Below are 19,767 nucleotides of genomic sequence, written 5' to 3' on the forward strand. Positions count from 1 at the left end.
TCACCCGATCGTCCACGTGTGCTCACCCTTGAGCAACGCGTCCAGATCCCCAGCCCCCTTGCGCTCCTTCGCCTGCGCGACTTGCGCCGTGAGTTTGGCTTCGTGCGTGGGGCGTTCGTTCACGTAGAACACGCCGAACGGGCGCGGCATGGCGCCTTCCAAACGTGGGTCGTCGAAGAGGCGCACAAGGATGCTCGCCTTGTACGGGTCGCGTTCGTCGTGGATCCATAGCTCGTCGAGGCTGGTGCCGCCGGCGTAGGTGTCCACGATAACGGGTGTCATGCCGTTCAGTTTGATGCCGCGCGTGCCGTTGGCGAAGACCAGTGGTTTGCCATGCTCCACGAAGATGGTGTGCAGCGGTTTCGTAGCCTTCTCCGTGAAGGTCTCGAAGGCGCCATCGTTGAAGACGTTGCAGTTCTGGTAGATCTCCACGAGCGAAGTGCCGCGGTGCGCATCTGCACGGGCGAGGATCTCGCGCATATGCTTGGGGTCGCGGTCCATGCTGCGGGCGATGAAGGTGCCATCGGCGCCCTTCACCAACGCGAGCGGGTTGAACGGATGGTCCGTGCTGCCCATGGGCGTGCTGCGCGTCACGGCTCCTTCCGGACTGGTCGGGGAATACTGGCCCTTGGTAAGCCCGTAGATCTCGTTGTTGAAGAGCAGCACGTTCACGTCCACGTTGCGGCGCAGCAAGTGGATGATGTGGTTGCCACCAATGCTCAGCGCGTCGCCATCGCCGGTGATCATCCATACGCTCAGGTCGGGACGCACACTGCGCAAGCCGCTCACCAGCGCGGGAGCACGACCGTGGATACTGTGCAGGCCGTAGGTGTCCATGTAGTAAGGGAAGCGCGAGCTGCACCCGATGCCACTGATGAACACCACCTCTTCCTTCTTCTTGCCGCTCTGCTCCAACAGCGTTTGCACCTGTTTCAGGATGCTGTAGTCGCCGCAGCCCGGGCACCAGCGCACTTCCTGGTCGCTGCTGAAATCAATTTTCAGCGGAGCTGTTGTTGTCCCGTTCGTCGTGCTCATGGCTTCATGAGGTTTAGAACGCCCGCACGTATCTCCTCGCTCGTGAACGGCATGCCTTGGATCTTGTTCAGGCCTTGTGCGTCAACGAGGAACTCGCCCCGGAGCATCTGCCGCAGTTGGCCGCTGTTCATCTCCGGCACGAGCACCTTCTTGTACTTCTTCAGCAACGGTCCCAAGCCCTTGTTGAAGGGGAACATGTGGCGGATGTGCACATGCGCAACGCTGTGGCCTTCCTGCTGCAATTGCAGCGCAGCCGTGCGGATCGCACCATACGTGCTGCCCCAACCCACGATCAACAACTCACCTTCCGCAGGCCCACTGTCCAGCCTTATCGGCTTGTAGCGGTCGGCAATGCGCGCGACTTTCTCCGCACGCAGCCGTACCATCTTCTCGTGGTTGGCAGGGTCGTAACTGATGTTGCCGGTCTTGTCCTGCTTCTCGATGCCACCGATGCGGTGCTGCAATCCGGCCTGACCTGGCAGCGCCCAGGGGCGAACACCGCGTTCGTCACGCAGGTAGGGGAGGAACCCTTCTGAAGAACTTTCCTCGCGTGCGGGAATGAACGGAGGCTTGATCTCCGGCAGGCTCTTCGCCTCCGGGAAACGCCACGGCTCCGACCCGTTGGCGATGTAGCCATCGGTGAGCAGGATCACGGGCGTCATGTGCTCCAGCGCGATCTGTACGGCTTCGAACGCCATGTCGAAACAATCGATCGGTGTGCTGGCCGCGAGGACGGGGATCGGCGCTTCGCCGTTGCGGCCGTGTACGGCCTGCCACAGGTCGGCCTGTTCGGTCTTCGTGGGAAGCCCCGTGCTGGGACCACCGCGCTGCACGTTCACGATCACCAGCGGGATCTCCAGCATGAAGGCCAAGCCCATCGCTTCGGTCTTCAGGGCGATGCCCGGGCCGCTGCTGGCCGTGATGCCGAGTGCACCACCGTAGCTCGCTCCGATGGCACTGCTGATGGCCGCGATCTCGTCCTCCGCCTGGAAGGTGATCACACCGAAGTTCTTGTGACGGCTGAGCTCGTGCAGGATATCGCTCGCCGGGGTGATCGGATAGCTGCCGTAGAAAATGTCCAACTTGGCCTTCTGCGCCGCGGCGATGAGCCCGAGCGCGGTGCCTTGGTTGCCGGTGATGCTGCGGTACGTGCCCTTCGGCATCGGTGCAGGCTTCACTTCGAAACGAGTGGTGAAGGTCTCGCTGGTCTCGCCGTAGTTGTAGCCGGCGATGAGCGCCTTCATGTTCGCATCGAGCACCTCGGGCTTCTTGCTGAACTTCTTCTGCAGGAAACCTACCGTGAGCGCGTTGTCACGGCTGTACATCCAGTTGATGAAGCCGAGCACGAACATGTTCTTGCAGCGGTCCTTCTCCTTCATGCCGAGGGTAGTGCCCTCGAGCGCGGTGCGTGTCAGCTTGGTCACGTCAACGCTGTGCAGCGTGTAGCCGGCGAGCGATCCGTCGGTGAGCGGGTCCTGTTCTTCAACGATGCCGGCAAGTCGCAGGTTCTTCTTGTCGAAGCCGTCGGTGTTGGCGATGATGGTGCCGCCCTTTTTCAGCTTGCTGAGGTTGGCCTTCAGCGCTGCGGCGTTCATCACCACCAGCACGTCGCACTGGTCGCCGGGCGTGAAGATCTCCACGCTGCCGAAGTGCAGCTGATAGCCGCTGACACCGGCGAGCGTGCCCTGTGGTGCACGTATCTCCGCCGGGAAATTCGGGAAGGTGCTGACGTCGTTGCCGAACAGCGCGTTGGTGTCGGTGAACTGGCTGCCGGTGAGCTGTATGCCGTCGCCGCTGTCGCCGGCGAAGAGGATCACCACCTGTTGGCGGGCCTCAACGGGCTTGGGCTTGGAAAGGGTCGTGGACATTGAAAGTTGGCGCGAAGGTAGAGGGCTGCCCAACGAGCGGGAGAGTCCGCGAGGCGATCATTGCTCACCAGCTTCCTTGAGCAATGCCCGCTCGATATCATGTGAAGTGCGGAACCCGGCAGACCGGAGGTTCTCCAGCCAGGGTCTGATGGATCCGATGTGCCCTTGGAGCTTGGCTTTCACGATCACACCTAAAGTGCCGGTGACCGACAAACCGAGCGCCATCGCGACCAGACGCCCTTTACGGTCGTCAATGATGATAATGCACTGTGGGGTTTCCAGTGCGAGTGCTATGGCACTGGCTTCGCCTTTGTCCACTTGCAGGGAAAGCGCACGCATACGGAGTTCATCGTCCGGGTCGGCAATGGTCACCCAGTCCGGTAGAGATCGGCCGAACTCGGCGGCCACCACTGATGTGGTCGTTACGGAACCATAAACTTGCTGGAGAAGGCCAAGGCCATCTATCCGGCTCAAGGCAATGAAGCAACTGGTATCGGCGATGACGATATCAGGCATTCTTTACATCACGCTGGATCTCGGATGCCGGATAATTGAAGAATGCGACGCCGTACTTGCCCAGCAACTCGGAAAAGGTCGGTTTGGTCAAACCGACCAGGTCAGCGGCTTGGCCAAGTGAGAGCTTGCCACTTTCGTAGAGCTTAGCCGCCAGGAACAGGATGACCTCCCTTTCATCGAGGTCAACAGTGTCCGGCATCCGTAAGGTGAGCGTACGCATGGAACGAAGATAGAGCTAAGCTCAGGCTAGCGCCTCCGCACCGCCCTGCTTCACCGGCAAGTTCACCGCCTCAACGCTCCTGACCTCCGGCGCCACGCGCTTGATGGCTTCCTCTACACCGGCCTTCATGGTCATGGGGCTCATGGCGCAGCCGCTGCAGGCCCCGTGCAGCTTCACGCGGGCAACACCTTCGGCGGTGATCTCTTCCAATGAGATATCGCCCCCGTCAGCCTCGAGGAAGGGGCGCAGGTCGTCCAGTGCTTTCTGTGCACGCACCGACACCGAATCCCGCTGCTCCCTGGTAAGCCTCATGATGTGGCCGAAACTACGGGCTTGGCCTGTGCGCCGGTCGGCTGGGCCGTGTTGCGCACGGTGCTGGCCACCGCATCGATCAACGCGGTGAACGCTTCGGCGGCGGGAGTCGCGCCTTGCAGCACGGCCGGACGGCCCACGTCGGCGGCTTCGCGGATGCTCTGCACCAGCGGCACCTCGGCGATGAAAGGCACCTTCAACTCGTCGGCGAGTGCGCGCGCACCGCCTTGCCCGAAGATGAAGTACTTGTTGTTCGGCAACTCTGCTGGAGTGAACCACGCCATGTTCTCCACGATGCCGAGCACAGGTACGTTCACACTGGGCAGTTGGAAGAAGCCCACGCCCTTGCGCGCATCGGCCACGGCCACGGGTTGCGGCGTGCTGACGATGATGGCACCGGTGAGCGGGATGGCCTGCACCAAGGACAGGTGGATATCACCCGTGCCGGGCGGCAGGTCCACGAGCATCACGTCCAGTTCGCCCCAGTCGGCGTCCTTGAACAGTTGCTCCAACGCCTTGCTGGCCATGGGGCCCCGCCATGCGATGGCTTGCGCGGGATCGGCGAAGAAGCCGATGCTGAGCAGTTTCACGCCGTAGCTCTCCACGGGCACGATCCAGTTCTTTTCACCTTCCTTCTTCACGCTCGGCTTCTCGTGCAGCACATCGAACATCAGCGGCATGCTGGGACCGTAGATGTCGGCATCCACCAGGCCCACCTTCAAGCCCTGTTGCGCAAGGCCAGCGGCCAGATTGGCCGTAATGGTGCTCTTGCCCACGCCGCCTTTTCCGCTTGCGATGGCGATGATGTGCTTCACCTTGGGCAGCACCTTGCGCACCCCGGCGCGCTCGCCGCTCAGCGGGTTCACGGTCACCACCACGTTCACATCGTTCCCGAGTTCCTTCTTCAGCTGGAAGGTGACGGCCTCCTCCATGCGCTTGCGGCTGTGCATGGCCGGGTTGCTCACCTCAACTGTAACGTGGACGGTGTTCTCATCGACCACGACCTCGCGGACCAGGTCCAGCTCCAGGATGTCTTTCTTGAGATCGGGCTCAATGATGCGCGCGAGGGCGGTCTGTATGGCTGCTTCGGTGATGGGCATGGTTCGGAAAGGAGTGCGAAATTAGGCGCATGGCTCTTGGACTCAGGTTGTGGAGGCCGCGTCTTCTTCCTTTGATATTCGGTTCCGTGGTCTTCGCTGCACGAAGTGAGGCTCAATCCACGATGCCATGTGTAGCAGTTGATAGCTCAGCGTATGCCACGACGCGTTTTGCTGACTCGTCGGTGTGGTTTCGCAACGAGCATCGTGCTTTCGTGGAGGTCTACGGCTACTATGCTCTCACAGAGTCTGATTATCGGACAAGGAGCAAGACCCGCCCCCAGGGCTGCTTCCGTCGTGTGCCGTTGTACGATGGGTGCGAGCTACTTCAAAGCGAGGTTGACTGGCCGTTGCGCGCGAAACTCACTTTGAGTGAGGCGGATAGCCTTGTGCATCTTCTGAACGACACAAGCTCCTACTGGCCAGATGGTGAAAGTGCATGCATGTTTCTTCCAAGGCATCATTTCGTTTTTCACAATGGCGCAGGCGAGATCGTCGGCCACATTGCCTTGTGCTTTCAGTGCTTTGAGCTCGGCGCATCTCCGCGGTTGGCCATTGATGTTCCCGGCGCATTGCGGAAACCGGCGTTGCGATGGTTGGAGTCGCTATGCGAACGGCATGGTCTCTTTCCCCCGAATGTCCGCGATGCTTCATGGCTGTACTTCGATTACATGCGTTAAGACAGCTCGGGACGGCGTGACCGCTTCACTTTCTCAATGACCTTGGTGCGAAGCTCGGATGTGCTCATGTGAAGAGGTTGAACAAATGTAGTGGCGCTCACAACCCCAGTTCCTCCATCGGGTCCCAGAACTTCTTCGCGAAGTCCACCACCTGGTCGTTCTTCACCTTCACGCCTTCCTTCTTCAGCAGGTTCTCCATGCGCGTGGGCGTGGCGAAGTGATGCTTGCCGGTGAGGAGGCCGCTGCTGTTCACTACGCGGTGGGCCGGCACGGGCGGCTTGGTCACGTGGCTATTGTTCATGCAGTAGCCCACGATGCGTGCTGAGCGCGCCGCGCCGAGGTACTTGGCAATAGCACCATAGCTGGTCACGCGGCCACGCGGGATCTGCCGCACCACGTCCATCACGTCTTGGAAGAAGTCGCGCTCCTGCACCGCGCCGTCGCGCACCTGTCGTTTGGCCATGCGGTGAAGATCGGAGTTGTCTGCGCTAGCGGGGCTCACGCGCTGGATCGCTTCGCCCTCGGAAGGGCTCGCGATGACGCCGTGCGATCCAGCTATGCGTATGGCTGCGGGACGCTGTCGGCGCGTTCGTCATCGCGAGCGAGTCCCCGAGCGAAGCGATCCAGTTGGGCAGTTGGAAGCCCCTTGACCGGTCCTGTGGAGCTGGAACCCTGTTGTTAGGATCTCCCACGATCTCCCACTGTCGATTTCCTAGCAAATCCGCACTCTGTATGAACATGTCACAACTTTTGTGCACCTTCGCCGTTGAAGATTTATCAACAAAAGCACAAGAACAGGGGAGATTGTGGGAAAAGGTGGGTGACCGAGCCTACTTTCGCCGCCATTCCTGACGTGCATGCGCTATGCTGAACCTGTTGGGGGAGTACCCAAGCACCCTGGACGCCAAGAGCCGCGCGCTCTTGCCTGCCGCGCTGAAAAAGCAGCTCGGTGGGGAGGTGGCCAAGGGCTTCGTGGTGAACCGCGACGTGTTCAGCCAGTGCCTTGTGCTCTATCCGATGCAGGAGTGGGACCGGACCAGCGCAGATGTGCGCCGGCTGAACCGCTTCGACCCGGACAACGTGGAGTTCATCCGGCGCTTCCTCAACGGGGCAACGCCGGTGGAGCTCGACGCCAACGGGCGTTTGCTGATCCCCAAAACGCTGATGGACTATGCCAAGCTGGGCAAGGACATCGTGTTCACGGGCATGGGCGATCGCATCGAACTGTGGGACGAGGAGCTGCACAAGCGCGCGCTCGGCGGGAAAGTGGACTTCAAGTCACTGGCTTCGAAAGTGATGGGCGGTAACCCTAAAGCCAATGACGCATGAGTACCACGACCCCGTTCTTTTACAAGCCTGTGTCGAAGGACTGAACATCAACCCCGGTGGCGTCTATGTGGACGTCACGTTCGGCGGCGGTGGTCATAGTCGTGCCATCCTCGGGAAGCTCGGCCCGTTCGGGCAACTGATCGCGTTCGACCGCGATGCGGATGCCTGGGGCAATGCGGCCTCCCTCGTTCCCTCCGGTGGAGGGAAGGGTGATAAGCGGTTCACGCTGGTACGGTCAGACTTCCGTTGGATCAAGAACCACCTGCGTTTCCTGCACGCCTTGCCCGTCGATGGCCTGCTGGCCGATCTCGGTGTGAGCAGCCACCAGTTCGATGCCGCCGAGCGTGGTTTCAGCTTCCGTTTCGATGGTCCGCTGGACATGCGGATGGACCGCCGCGCGAAGCGATCGGCAGCCGAGCTGATCGCGAGCACTGACGAGAACGAGCTGGCGCGCATCCTGCGCACTTACGGCGAAGTGGACGATGCGAAGCGGGTGGCCCGCGCCATCCTCGCTGAGCAACGCAAAGGAGCGCTGCGCACCACGCGCGAACTGGTCGGTGCTCTGCAGCCGTTCACCCGCGGTTTCGGCAAGGAGAAGATCCTGCCGCAGGTGTTCCAAGCGTTGCGCATCGCGGTGAACGATGAGCTGGGATCGCTGGAGCACCTGCTCGCGCAAGCTGCGGAAGTCATCAAACCCGGCGGGCGCCTCTGCATCATCAGCTACCACTCGCTGGAGGACCGCATGGTGAAGAACTGGATGCGCAGCGGCAGCGCGGACGGCGAGCAGGACAAGGATGTGTTCGGCAACGTGAAGCGCCCCTTCACCCCTTCGACAGGCAAAGCGATACAACCAACGGAAGAGGAGATCAACAGGAACCCACGGGCCCGCAGTGCCCGATTGAGAACAGCCACACGCACGTGAACAGTCTGCGCAAGGAACAGGAGGAACAGAAGCCGGAGCCGAAACCCAAGGCCAAGGCGAAGACCGGCGTGCCGAAAGCGATCGTCGGCATCCTCAACGGCTCCTTCCTCACGCGCGAGCATGTGCTGGGCAACATGCCCTTCATCCTGTGGTGCGCCGGGCTGATGCTCGCCTACATCGCTTACGGTTACTACACCGAGCGCACCGTGCGCGATCTGCAGCGCACCGATGCGGAAGTGAAGGAACTGAAGAGCGAGTACCACAGCGAACGCTGGGCGCTGGAGCTGGAAGAACAACAGAGCAACCTGGCCACGGAAGTGGAGCCGCTCGGCCTGCACGAGAGCGTTGTGCGCCCCGGGCAGTTGCAGGTGGATGAGGACGAACTGGAATCGGCACAAGAGGAATGAACACGGAGACCAAAGCCATGAAGTTGCGCATGTGGGCGGTGTACGCCGGCCTCGTGCTCTTCGCGCTCGGCATCGTGTGGCGCCTCTTCACCATACAGGTCATTGAAGGCGAGAAGTGGAAGCAGCGTGCGGAGGTGGTGACCACCAAGCTGCGCACCATTCAGCCTGATCGCGGCAACATCTATAGTGCTGACGGGACGCTGCTCGCCACCACGCTGCCCATGTACGACCTGCACATGGACCTGCGCGCCGAGGGACTTACCGATGAGCTCTTCCGTACGCACATCGACTCGTTGTGCATCGCGTTGGCCAACTACTTCCAGGACAAGAGCGCGCAGGACTACAAGCGCGAGCTGATCGATGCGCGTGCCCGCGGGAAGCGTTACCACGAGATCAAGCACAACGTCACGTTCCGCCAGCAGAAGGACGTGAAGCAGTTCCCGCTTTTCCGGCTCGGCAAGAACACCAGCGGCTACATCGCCGCCAAGCGCATGGAGCGCAAGTACCGCGTGAACGGTGCTGCCAAGCGCACCATTGGCGGGCGGCAGAAGGACGGCGTGACGTGGTACGGCATTGAAGGCGGCTACGAGAAGTGGCTGAAGGGCGTTGAAGGCAAGCGCTTGGAACGCCGCCTCACCGGCGATGTGTGGATGCCCGTGGACGATGGCGAAGGAGTGGACCCGGCGCCCGGCAGCGATGTCTACACCACGCTGGACATGAACCTGCAGGACGTGGCCGACGCCGCGCTCCGCAAACAACTGCTCACCACCAAGGCCGACCATGGTTGCGTGATCGTGATGGAGACCGCGACAGGTCGCATCCGCGCCATCAGCAACCTCACCCGCACCGGCGACAGCACCTGCGCCGAGACCGTGCGCAACTGGGCCGTGTGGGAAGCCGTGGATCCGGGCAGCACCATCAAGCTGGCCAGTCTGGTGGTGGCCATGGAGGACGGTCTGCTCACGCCCGAGGACACGGTGCATACGCACAAGGGCGTGCGCTACTGGCACCGCAAGCGCATGGAGGACAGTCACCCGAACTACGACATCCTCACCATCCGCCGCGCGTTCGAGTTGAGCAGCAACGTGGGCATTGCCGGTGCCATCTGGAGCCGCTACAAGAACGACCCGCAGAAGTTCGTGGACGGCCTCAAGCGCCTTCGTCTGGACCAGCCCACGGGCATCAGCGTACCCGGCGAAGCGAACCCCACCATCCTGCATCCCGGCCACAAGGAGTGGAGCGGCATTTCGCTGCCGTGGATGGCACACGGCTACTCACTGAGCATCACGCCGCTGCAGATGCTCACCTTCTACAATGCCATCGCCAACAACGGGCGCATGATGCAGCCGCAGTTGGTGGAGAAGATCGTCACCGGTCGCAAGGAAAAGCCGGTGGATCCGGTAGTGCTCAACGAGAAGATCTGCAGCGATGCCACGCTGCGTCACGCACGCAGCTTGCTGGAAGGCGTGGTGGACACCGGCACGGCCACCAACCTGAAGAAGAGCCATCTCCGCATCGCGGGCAAGACGGGCACGGCCCAGATCTTCGATGCACAGGACGGTTACAAGGGCGGTGCCACCAAGTTCCACCGTGCATCGTTCATCGGCTACTTCCCCGCGGAAGCACCGGTGTACACCTGCCTGGTGATGGTGAGCAAGCCGCGGAGCGGCATCTACACCGGCAACTGGGTGGCAGGTCCCATCTTCAGGAGCATCGCCGACAAGGTGTACGCCAACCGGCTGGAGCTGGAGCATGCACCGCAACAACAACTGGCGCAAGCCAAGCCGCGCACACCGATCACGATCGGTGGCCACAGCGGTGACCTGCACACGGCGCTGACCGGTCTCGGCATCGCGCACACCATGCCCGGTGAAGCCGATTGGGTGCGCACCGAAGCGGCCGATAGCACTGTGGTGGTGAACGCGTTGAACGTGCCGCAGCGCAGCCTCGGTGTGGTGCCCAACGTGGTGGGCCTCGGCCTGCGCGATGCGCTCTTCATCCTGGAGAACCACGGCCTGCGCGTGAACGTGCAGGGCACCGGCATGGTCACGCAGCAATCGCTGAAGGCCAACACGCGCTTCGCTCCGGGCAACTCCATCACCATCAAGCTCTCGTGATGAAGCTGCTGAAAGAGATCCTCTACCGCGTGCGCATCGAGCAGGTCGTCGGCAGTACCAACGCCGCCATCGAGCTGGTGACGTTCGATAGCCGTGCGGTGAAGCCGCTCACATTGTTCGTGGCGGTGAAGGGCACGAAGAGCGATGGCCACGCCTTCATCGCGAAAGCCATCGAACAGGGCGCTACCGCGATCCTCTGCGAAACGCTTCCGGAGCAACTGGACGAGGACGTCTGCTACGTGCGCGTACCGGACTGCCAGCAGGCCATGGCCATCGTGGCGGCCAACTTCTTCGAGCAGCCCAGCACCAAGCTGAAGCTCGTGGGCATCACCGGCACCAACGGCAAGACGAGCACCGCCATGATGCTCTATCGGCTGTACCGCGCGCTCGGGTTCAAGTGCGGCTTGTTGAGCACGGTTGAGATCCGCATTGGCAATAAGGTGATCCCCAGCACGCACACCACGCCCGACGCGGTGCGCATAAACGAACTGCTGGCCGAGATGGTGGCCGAGCGGTGCACGCACTGCTTCATGGAAGTCAGCAGCCACAGCGTGGTGCAGCACCGTGTCACGGGTCTGCGCTTCGCCGTTGGCGTGTTCAGCAACATCACCCACGACCACCTCGACTACCACGGAACCTTCGCCGAGTACATCAAGGCCAAGAAGGGCTTCTTCGATCAACTGCCTGAGGAGGCGGTGGCGCTGGTGAACGCCGACGACGCCAACAGCGCCGTGATGGTGCAGAACGCGCGCGCGCAGAAACGCAGCTACGCCATCCAGAACATGGCGGACCACAAGGCCCGCATCATCGAGAACCAGCTGAGCGGTCTGCACCTGAGCCTCGATGGGCACGATGTGTACACGAGATTGGTCGGCGCCTTCAACGCGAGCAACCTGTTGGCGGTGTACTGCACGGCCATCGCGCTGGGCGAGGCCCCGCTGCAAGTGCTCACCGCCCTCAGTGACCTGGAGCCGCCGCGCGGTCGCTTCCAACTGGTGCGTGGCGCGAAGGGTGTGATGGGCATCGTGGACTACGCGCATACGCCCGATGCGCTGAAGAACGTGCTCACCACCATCCAGGATGTATGCACCGGCGATGAAAGGGTCTACACCGTGGTGGGTTGCGGCGGTGATCGCGATCGCACCAAGCGCCCGGTGATGGCGCGCATTGCCGCGGAGTACAGCCAAGTTGTTGTGCTCACCAGCGACAACCCGCGCAGCGAGGACCCCAGCGCCATCATCGAAGAGATGAAGGCCGGCCTGAGCACCGCTGATCGCACGCGTTGCTTCAGCGTGGTGGACCGACGCGAGGCCATTGCCATGGCGTGCAACCTCGCCAAGCCCGGCGATGTGGTGCTGCTGGCTGGCAAGGGCCACGAGACCTATCAGGAGATCGCCGGTGTGAAGCATGACTTCGACGACGTGGCCGTACTGAAGCAAACCCTTGAACTGCTCCACAAGTAATGCTGTACTACCTCATCAAGTGGCTCGATCCGTACGGCAGCATCCCGGGCAGCGGGCTGTTCAACTACATCAGCTTCCGCGCGGCGCTTGCGGTGATCACCTCGTTGATCATCAGCCTCTGGTTCGGCAAGGGCATCATCAAGCTGTTGCGCCGCAAGCAGGTCGGGGAAACCGTGCGCGAGCTCGGTCTCGAAGGCCAGAACGCGAAGCAAGGCACGCCCACGATGGGCGGCCTCATCATCCTCTGCGCGATCCTCATCCCAACGTTGCTTTTCGCGCGCATCACCAACGTGTACATCGTGCTGATGCTCATCGCCACGGTGTGGCTCGGCGCCATCGGGTTCCTGGACGACTACATCAAGGTCTTCAAGAAGGACAAGCGCGGTCTCGCCGGTAAGTTCAAGGTGGTGGGGCAGGTGGGCCTCGGGTTGATCGTGGGTCTCACGGTCTTCTACCATCCTGTCATCCGCACGCGTGTGGAAGTCACGCCGGAAGTCGCCGAGCGGGTGCAACAAGGCACCGTGCGCACTTGGCAGGACGATCAAGGCGGTACGCACTACATGCTCGACCGGAAGATGCCCAACACCACGATCCCGTTCGTGAAAGGGAACGAGTTCAACTACAGCAGCGTGGTGGTGGCGCTCGGCCTCGACCGGTCGTGGACGTGGTTGCTGTACACGCTGGTGGTCATATTCATCATCACCGCCGTCAGCAACGGCGCCAACATCACCGATGGATTGGACGGTCTGGCCACTGGCGTCAGTGCCGTGCAGGTGATGACGCTCGGCCTGCTCGCGTACGTGAGCGGCAACGTCATCTTCAGCGAGTACCTGGACATCATGTACATCCCCGACAGCGGGGAACTCACCGTGTACGTGGCCGCCATGGTGGGCGCGTGCATCGGCTTCCTGTGGTACAACGCCTACCCGGCGCAGGTCTTCATGGGCGACACGGGCAGCCTGGCGCTCGGCGGCATCATCGCCACGCTGGCCATCCTGGTGCGCAAGGAACTCATGATCCCGATCCTCTGCGGGGTGTTCCTCATCGAGAACCTCAGCGTGGTGATGCAGGTCTCGTACTTCAAGTACACGAAGAAGAAATACGGTGAAGGGCGGCGCATCCTGAAGATGTCACCGCTGCACCACCACTACCAGAAGCTCGGTTTCCACGAGAGCAAGATCGTGAGCCGCTTCTGGATCGTCGGCGTGATGCTCGCCGTGCTCACCATCGTAACACTGAAGATGCGCTGATGGCAAGGCTCGCGATCATCGGTGCACAGGAGAGCGGCGTGGGCGCTGCGGTGCTGGCGAAGAAGCTGGGCATCGACGTGTTCGTGAGCGATGCCGGGCGCATCAAGGACGCGTACCGCGAGAAGCTCACGGCCATGGGCATCGCCTTCGAGGAATGCGGCCACACCAAGGACCGCGTGCTGGGTGCCGATGAGATCGTGAAGAGCCCTGGCGTGCCGGACACCGCTCCGTTGGTGGCTGAGGCCGTTGCCAATGGCATGAGCGTGATCAGCGAGATCGAGTTTGCATCGCGCTACACGACTTCGCCGATCGTCGGCATTACGGGCAGCAATGGCAAGACGACCACCACGTTGCTCACAGGTCACATCCTGAAGAAGGCTGGGCTCGACGTGGCCGTGGGCGGGAATGTTGGCACCTCGTTCGCCGGACTGGTCGCGGAGCGCGATCGGCCGTTCTACGTGCTCGAGCTGAGCAGCTTCCAACTGGACGGCATCCGGAAGTTCCGGCCGCACATCGCCATCCTGCTCAACATCACACCGGACCATCTGGACCGATACCAGTACCGGATGGAGAACTACGTGGCGAGCAAGTTCCGCATCGCCCTCAACCAGACGGAACAGGACCACTTCATCCACTGCGCCGACGATCCCGAGACCATTAACGGCCTCGCGCTGCACGCGGTACGCGCCCGCAAGTGGCCCTTCAGCATCAAACAGTCCCTGCCGCAAGGCGGTTTCCTGCACAACGACAACATCACCGTCCTCACCGACCAAAACCAGTTCAGCATGAACATCCACCAACTCGCGCTCCAAGGCAAACACAACATCTACAACTCGCTGGCGGCCTCCATCGCATCGCGTGTGCTGGAGATCAGCAACGACGTGCTGCGCGACAGCCTCAGCGATTTCCAGAACGTGGAGCACCGCCTGGAGCGTGCCGGTACCGTGAACGGCGTGGACTTCATCAACGACAGCAAAGCCACCAACGTGAACAGTGTGTGGTACGCTTTGGAGTGCATGGACAAACCCGTGGTGTGGATCGCAGGCGGCCAGGACAAGGGCAACAACTACGCGGAGATCATGGACCTGGTGAAGTCCAAGGTGAAGGCCATCGTTTGCATGGGCGTGGACAATGAGAAGCTGCACAAAGCCTTCGCTGGCCTCGGTCTTCCAATAGTGGATACCAAGAGCGCGGAAGAGGCGGTGCAGCGCAGCTACGAACTGGCCGATCCCGGCGACGTGGTGCTGCTGAGCCCGGCGTGCGCATCGTTCGACCTCTTCGCCAACTACGAGGAGCGTGGCCGCAAGTTCAAGAACGCCGTCAAAAGCCTCTGACCATGGGCAACAACACCAACCGCCGGACTGTCGCGAAGCGCGCGCTGAACGTTGTGCAACGTTTGGTGAACGCACGCGAGCATGCACTGCGCGAAGCCGTGAGCGGCCCGCACAGCATGGAGTACGTGGGCGCGGTGAAGGGAGTGGAGTTCATCAACGACAGCCGCAGCACCTTCCTCGATGCGTCGCTGCGGTCGTTGGGTGAAGTGGGCAAGCGCACGGTGTGGATCGCGGGTACCATCGGAACGGAAGCAACGAGCGAACTGATCGGTGAACTGCTGTCGGGGCAAGTCTCCTGTATCGTGTTTTTCGGTGCAGGCGCCGAGCCGGTGGTGGAAGGATTGCCCGACGCTGTGGACCAGGTGTTCTTCGTGCAAGAGCTGCGCACGGCCGTGTTCCTGGCGCGGGAGCTAGCGGCCAGCGGCGATGCTGTCCTATTCAGCCCCGGGTGCCCGAGCGGTGATGGGTTCGCCAACTACGAGGAACGCGGATACGAGTTCAAACGAGCCGTCAACGACCTGTGAGGACAATGACAACCGCTTCATCATCCCGAGGAGGCTTTGCGACTGCAATGACCAGTGCATCGTCATCCGGAGGAGGCTCTGCGACGAGGGATCCCGCGAAATGCCCGGGATCATGGCGGGGATCCTCGTCGCGGAGCCTCCTCGGAACGACAGGGGGATTTGTGTTTGATCAAGACCCACTAGCGTGAAAACTTACCTGCAACAGCTGCGCGGCGATCGCACCATTTGGATGGTGGCCATCTTCCTTGGCCTCATCAGTTTGTTGGCGGTGTACAGCAGTATTGCGAGCGTGGCCGCCATCAATGGCGTGAGCCCCGGCTATTACTTCTTCAAGCATTTGCTGATGCTGGCCACGGGTGGCGTCATCATGTACTTCGCGAGCCAGCTGCGCCATACGGTGTACTCACGTTTGAGCCTGTTGGCGTTCTGGCCTGTGGCGGGCCTGCTGGTGCTCACGCTCGTCTTCGGTAGCAACATCAACGATGCGAGCCGTTGGCTGCGCATCCCCGGCATCGGCCTCACCTTGCAGACCAGCGACCTGGCCAAAGTGGTGCTGGTGGTGTACTTGGCGCGGATGCTGAGCAAGCACGCGGATGAGCTTATGACCTTCCGGGGTGTGCTTTTGAGATTGATGCTGCCGATCGGCGTGGTGTGCGCGCTCATTCTCCCCGCCAACTTCAGCACCGCAGCGCTCACCTTCCTCGTTTGCCTGGTGATGATGTTCCTCGGTCGCGTTCAGATGAAGTGGATCGGCGCCATGGTCGGTTTGGCGCTGGGCGGTGTGGTGCTGCTGATCGGTGCCAACGAAGCGTTCGACCTCGGTGTGTTGCCGCGCGTGGAGACCTGGCAGAAGCGCATCGAGAACTTCAAAGACGCCGACAGCGACGGCAACTACCAAGTGGAGCATGCCGCCATCGCCATCGCCAATGGAGGCTTCCTCCCGCACAATGGTCCCGGCGGCGGCGATGGTCGCAACCACGTGCCCCACACCGAGAGCGACATGATCTATCCGGCCATCATCGAGCAGTACGGAAGCATCTTCGGTGGGGTAGGCTTGATGCTCTTGTACCTCATCCTCATGCGCCGCAGCATCAAGGTGGCCGCGAAGTGCGAGAAGCCGTTCGGTGCGTTGGTCGCAGTGGGCATCAGCTTCAACCTGGTGCTGCAAGCCATGGTGAACATGGGCGTTGCCGTTGGGTTGCTGCCCACGACCGGTCAGCCGCTGCCGCTCATCAGCATGGGCGGCACCAGCACCTGGTTCACCTGCCTGGCCATCGGCATCGTGCTCAGTGTGAGCCGTTCCATCGAAGCGCCACCTGCGGAAGGTGAAGCGCCGAAGAAGCGTTCCACCCCATCACCCGAAGGCCATGCCGGAGAGCCCGCGCTCGCTTAATGTGATGATCAGCGGGGGAGGGACCGGTGGTCACATCTTTCCCGCCATCGCCATTGCCAACGCCATCAAGGAGCGAGAGGCCGGCACGCAGTTCCTCTTCGTCGGGGCGGAGGGCAAAATGGAAATGGAGAAAGTCCCTGCGGCCGGTTACCGCATCGAAGGCTTGCCCATCCGCGGTTTCCAACGCCACGCGTTGTGGAAGAACATCGGACTGCCGTGGCGCTTGCTGCGCAGCATGTGGAAGGCCCGCCGTCTGGTGCGCGAGTTCAAGCCGCATGTTGCTGTTGGAGTTGGCGGTTACGCGAGCGGGCCCACGTTGGCAGCTGCGCAGCGCATGGGTGTTCCCACGTTGATCCAGGAGCAGAACAGCCATGCCGGTGCCACCAACCGCATGCTGGCCAAACGCGTGGAGCGCGTGTGTGTTGCCTACGAAGGCATGGAGAAGTACTTCCCGAAGGAGAAGATCCTCCTCACGGGCAATCCGGTGCGGCAGGATGTTGTGCGTTTGACGGGCAAACGCCCTCGGGGCTTCGAGGACTTCAACCTGGTGGAAGGCAAGCCGGTGCTGTTCGTCACCGGTGGAAGTCTGGGCGCACGCGGCATCAACAAGGGCATCGAAGCGGCGTTGCCCATGCTGAAAGAGCAGGGTATACAAGTGATCTGGCAGACGGGCACCACGTACTTCAAACAAGCTGAAGCGGCTGCCGCGCGTTTGAACTATACCGACTGCAAGGTGATGGAATTCGTGGCGCGCATGGACCTGGCGTATGCCGTCGCCGATCTGGTGGTGGCCCGCGCGGGTGCCATCAGTGTGAGTGAATTGTGCCTGGTGCAGTTGCCGGCCATCCTGGTGCCGTTGCCCACGGCGGCCGAAGACCACCAAACGAAGAACGCACGCGCGCTCACCGATCGCCACGCTGCTGTGCTGGTCGGCGACGACCGCACGGAACAAGAGCTCGGTGCACGCATTGTTGAACTGATGAACGACGCACCCGCACGCGAGCGGCTGAGCCAGGCCATGGCCGCGCTCGGTATGAGCAACGCGGCGGAAGCGATCGCCGCTGAAACCATCCGTCTAGCACGAAGCCGCTTCAACTGATGAGCGCCACCAACGCACATACCCTCTTCTTCATCGGCATCGGTGGCATCGGCATGAGCGGCCTGGCGCGCTATTTCCGTCGGCGTGGCGCGTTGGTCGCAGGCTACGATCGCACACCGAGCGAGATCACCGGCCAGTTGCAGGGCGAAGGCATCCACCTGATGTTCTCCGAGGATCCGCGCCTGATCCCGGAGGAGTTCCAACGGATCGATGCCAACGAGGTGCTGGTGGTGCGCACGCCCGCCGTGCCAGTGACCAGTCCGCTGCTGAAGTACTGGGAGGAACGTGGCGCACGCATCGTGAAACGCGCCGAGCTGTTGGGGCTCATCACGCGCGACAGGCCCACGATCGCTGTGGCGGGCACGCACGGCAAGACCACCGTGAGCACCATGGTGGCCCATCTGCTTCGCGAAGGCGGCGTGAAGTGCAACGCGTTCCTGGGCGGAGTGAGCGTCAACTACCGCAGCAACATCCTGCTCGATGACAATGCGGTGGTGAACGTTGTGGAGGCGGACGAATACGACCGCAGTTTCCTGCAACTGCGCCCCACCGATGCCATCATCACGGCGATGGATCCCGATCACTTGGACATCTACGGCACCGCCGATGCGATGTACGATGCTTACGCGCAGTTCGCGGCGTTGTGCACGGGCACGGTGCTGGCCAAGCGCGGCATCAGCGGCCATCTGCGCAAGGCCGATGTGAAGGAGTACACCCTGAACGACCCGGCCTTTGCCTACGCGACCAATGTGCGGGTGCAGGACGGTGCCTATCGCTTCGACCTGCACGCACAAGGCCATCACTTGGTGGACCTGACACTAGGCATGCCCGGTCGACACAACGTGGAGAACGCTGTTGCCGCCAGCACCTTGGCCCTGCAACATGAGGTCAGCCCCGAGAAATTGCGGCACGGCCTCGCGACTTTCCGCGGGGTGGAACGCCGTTTCGATGTGCGGTTCAAAGGTGCCGAGAGCGTGTACGTGGACGACTATGCGCACCACCCGCAAGAGCTGGAAGCCGCCATCCGCAGCGCACGGGAACTCTATGCCGGCCGCACGGTGACGGGCATTTTCCAACCGCATCTGTTCACGCGCACACGCGACTTTGCTGAAGGGTTCGCCCAAGCGCTCGCCTTGTTGGACGAGCTGATCCTGCTGGAGATCTACCCCGCCAGAGAAGAGCCCATCCCCGGCATTAACAGTGCATGGTTGCTCGAACAGGTGCCGATGGCGAAAAAGACGTTGGTCCCGAAAGAACATTTGCTCGGAGAACTGGAGAACCGCCGCATCGATGTGCTGCTGACCCTAGGGGCCGGTGACATCGACCGCAGCGTACCGGCCATCGTGAACCTGTTGAACCAGCGCGAACAATGAACAAGCGCCTCGAAGCATTGCGGAAGTGGATGCGCCCTGCGGCGTACATCCTCGGCGCATGCGTGCTGCTGGGCGTGCTGGGTTTCGTCGAGGCCACCAACGGCAGCACGGTGTGCACCGAATTGGTCATCGACGTGGACGGCCGTGCCGACATGCACTTCATTGACGCTGATGCCGTACGCGAAAAGGTGAACGCCGATGCGCCGGTCACTGGCATGCCGCTGGAGGAGATCCCCGTGAACGCCATCGAGAACAGCTTGCGCGAAGTGCCTTTCGTTGCAACGGCCGATGCCTACCACACACTGGACGGCAAGCTGCACGTGCGCGTTCGGCAGCGCGAACCGATCGTGCGCGTGATCGATGCCAATGGCCGCAGCTTCTACATCGATGCCGGGGGCTGGACCATGCCGGTGAGCCCCAACTGGACCGCCCGGGTGCCCGTTGCCGTGGGCAGCGTACTGGAACCCGTGACTTCCGAAGGGGTGCGCAACGTGCTCGTGAACGACAGTACCGCCGCCGGATCGCGTGCGTTGCTCGTGTACAACGTGGCCATGACGCTCCGGCAAGCGCCGTTCTGGAACGCCATGATCGACCAGATCACCGTGGCGCCCGACGGCCGCATGGAGCTGATCCCGCGCGTGGGCCCGCGCCGCGTGATGATCGGATTTGGCGAACGGCTGCCCGCACGACTGACCAAACTGAAGGCCTTCTACGACCAGGAACTGGCCAACAGTGACTGGCGCCGCTATGACCGCATCGACCTGCGCTTCTCTGACCAGGTGATCGCCTCCCAACGAAATCCAACACCCATCCCGACCAACTGACGCA

At 61.9% G+C, this 19,767-nt stretch carries 19 protein-coding genes; 12 read left to right on the plus strand and 7 right to left on the minus strand.

The genetic code is table 11. The features are described from left to right. From IPJ76_11705 to IPJ76_11735, 7 genes are all read right to left on the minus strand, one after another. Nucleotides 1–1,035 (minus strand): 2-oxoacid:ferredoxin oxidoreductase subunit beta, encoded by a 1,035-nt coding sequence (locus tag IPJ76_11705; protein ID QQR85278.1) that lies wholly within the window; start codon nt 1,033–1,035, stop codon nt 1–3. Next, entirely contained in the window at nt 1,032–2,903 is a 1,872-nt protein-coding gene (locus tag IPJ76_11710) for a 2-oxoacid:acceptor oxidoreductase subunit alpha (protein ID QQR85279.1), read from the minus strand. Before IPJ76_11710 ends, IPJ76_11705 begins: the two co-directional genes overlap by 4 nt. 57 nt (nt 2,904–2,960) lie before the next feature. Beyond that, nucleotides 2,961–3,419 (minus strand): DUF3368 domain-containing protein, encoded by a 459-nt coding sequence (locus tag IPJ76_11715; GenBank protein QQR85280.1) that lies wholly within the window; start codon nt 3,417–3,419, stop codon nt 2,961–2,963. After that, entirely contained in the window at nt 3,412–3,639 is a 228-nt protein-coding gene (locus tag IPJ76_11720) for a UPF0175 family protein (protein ID QQR85281.1), read from the minus strand. The genes IPJ76_11715 and IPJ76_11720 overlap by 8 nt, the downstream gene beginning before the upstream one ends. Before the next feature lie 21 nt (nt 3,640–3,660). Continuing rightward, a complete protein-coding gene (locus IPJ76_11725; GenBank protein ID QQR85282.1) occupies nt 3,661–3,951 on the minus strand; it encodes a NifU family protein in 291 nt (96 codons plus the stop codon). After that, nucleotides 3,948–5,051, minus strand: coding sequence for an Mrp/NBP35 family ATP-binding protein (locus IPJ76_11730; GenBank protein ID QQR85283.1), 1,104 nt, complete (start codon nt 5,049–5,051; stop codon nt 3,948–3,950). The genes IPJ76_11725 and IPJ76_11730 overlap by 4 nt, the downstream gene beginning before the upstream one ends. A gap of 774 nt (nt 5,052–5,825) precedes the next feature. After that, the gene (locus IPJ76_11735; GenBank protein QQR85284.1) at nt 5,826–6,191 is read right to left on the minus strand and encodes an MGMT family protein; all 366 of its coding nucleotides are present in this window, start codon (nt 6,189–6,191) and stop codon (nt 5,826–5,828) included. A 401-nt stretch (nt 6,192–6,592) separates the two neighbouring features. On the opposite strand from IPJ76_11735, the gene mraZ reads away from it, so the two are divergent. From mraZ to IPJ76_11795, 12 genes are all read left to right on the plus strand, one after another. Further along, complete coding sequence (gene mraZ, locus IPJ76_11740; GenBank protein QQR85285.1) at nt 6,593–7,057, plus strand: division/cell wall cluster transcriptional repressor MraZ; 465 nt, start codon at nt 6,593–6,595, stop codon at nt 7,055–7,057. Continuing rightward, nucleotides 7,047–7,979: a 16S rRNA (cytosine(1402)-N(4))-methyltransferase RsmH gene (gene rsmH / locus IPJ76_11745; protein QQR85286.1), complete on the plus strand. Its 933-nt coding sequence runs from the start codon at nt 7,047–7,049 to the stop codon at nt 7,977–7,979. The genes mraZ and rsmH overlap by 11 nt, the downstream gene beginning before the upstream one ends. Beyond that, nucleotides 7,976–8,386 (plus strand): hypothetical protein, encoded by a 411-nt coding sequence (locus IPJ76_11750; protein QQR85287.1) that lies wholly within the window; start codon nt 7,976–7,978, stop codon nt 8,384–8,386. The genes rsmH and IPJ76_11750 overlap by 4 nt, the downstream gene beginning before the upstream one ends. Further along, the gene (locus tag IPJ76_11755) at nt 8,383–10,503 is read left to right on the plus strand and encodes a transpeptidase family protein (GenBank protein ID QQR85288.1); all 2,121 of its coding nucleotides are present in this window, start codon (nt 8,383–8,385) and stop codon (nt 10,501–10,503) included. Before IPJ76_11750 ends, IPJ76_11755 begins: the two co-directional genes overlap by 4 nt. Beyond that, a complete protein-coding gene (locus IPJ76_11760) occupies nt 10,503–11,966 on the plus strand; it encodes a UDP-N-acetylmuramoyl-L-alanyl-D-glutamate--2,6-diaminopimelate ligase (GenBank protein QQR85289.1) in 1,464 nt (487 codons plus the stop codon). Before IPJ76_11755 ends, IPJ76_11760 begins: the two co-directional genes overlap by 1 nt. After that, nucleotides 11,966–13,216, plus strand: a complete 1,251-nt coding sequence (locus IPJ76_11765) for a phospho-N-acetylmuramoyl-pentapeptide-transferase (GenBank protein QQR85290.1) — start codon at nt 11,966–11,968, stop codon at nt 13,214–13,216. The genes IPJ76_11760 and IPJ76_11765 overlap by 1 nt, the downstream gene beginning before the upstream one ends. Continuing rightward, the gene (gene murD / locus IPJ76_11770) at nt 13,216–14,550 is read left to right on the plus strand and encodes a UDP-N-acetylmuramoyl-L-alanine--D-glutamate ligase (protein ID QQR85291.1); all 1,335 of its coding nucleotides are present in this window, start codon (nt 13,216–13,218) and stop codon (nt 14,548–14,550) included. Before IPJ76_11765 ends, murD begins: the two co-directional genes overlap by 1 nt. A gap of 2 nt (nt 14,551–14,552) precedes the next feature. Next, a complete protein-coding gene (locus IPJ76_11775) occupies nt 14,553–15,074 on the plus strand; it encodes a hypothetical protein (GenBank protein ID QQR85292.1) in 522 nt (173 codons plus the stop codon). Between the two features lie 184 nt (nt 15,075–15,258). After that, a complete protein-coding gene (locus IPJ76_11780; GenBank protein ID QQR85293.1) occupies nt 15,259–16,467 on the plus strand; it encodes an FtsW/RodA/SpoVE family cell cycle protein in 1,209 nt (402 codons plus the stop codon). Between the two features lie 4 nt (nt 16,468–16,471). Then, the gene (gene murG, locus IPJ76_11785) at nt 16,472–17,566 is read left to right on the plus strand and encodes an undecaprenyldiphospho-muramoylpentapeptide beta-N-acetylglucosaminyltransferase (protein QQR88450.1); all 1,095 of its coding nucleotides are present in this window, start codon (nt 16,472–16,474) and stop codon (nt 17,564–17,566) included. Continuing rightward, the gene (locus tag IPJ76_11790; GenBank protein QQR85294.1) at nt 17,566–18,939 is read left to right on the plus strand and encodes a UDP-N-acetylmuramate--L-alanine ligase; all 1,374 of its coding nucleotides are present in this window, start codon (nt 17,566–17,568) and stop codon (nt 18,937–18,939) included. Before murG ends, IPJ76_11790 begins: the two co-directional genes overlap by 1 nt. Continuing rightward, entirely contained in the window at nt 18,936–19,763 is an 828-nt protein-coding gene (locus tag IPJ76_11795; GenBank protein QQR85295.1) for a hypothetical protein, read from the plus strand. The genes IPJ76_11790 and IPJ76_11795 overlap by 4 nt, the downstream gene beginning before the upstream one ends. Nucleotides 19,764–19,767 lie beyond the last annotated feature (4 nt).

Source organism: Flavobacteriales bacterium, assembly GCA_016699575.1.
Classification (GTDB): Bacteria; Bacteroidota; Bacteroidia; order Flavobacteriales_F; family PHOS-HE28; genus PHOS-HE28.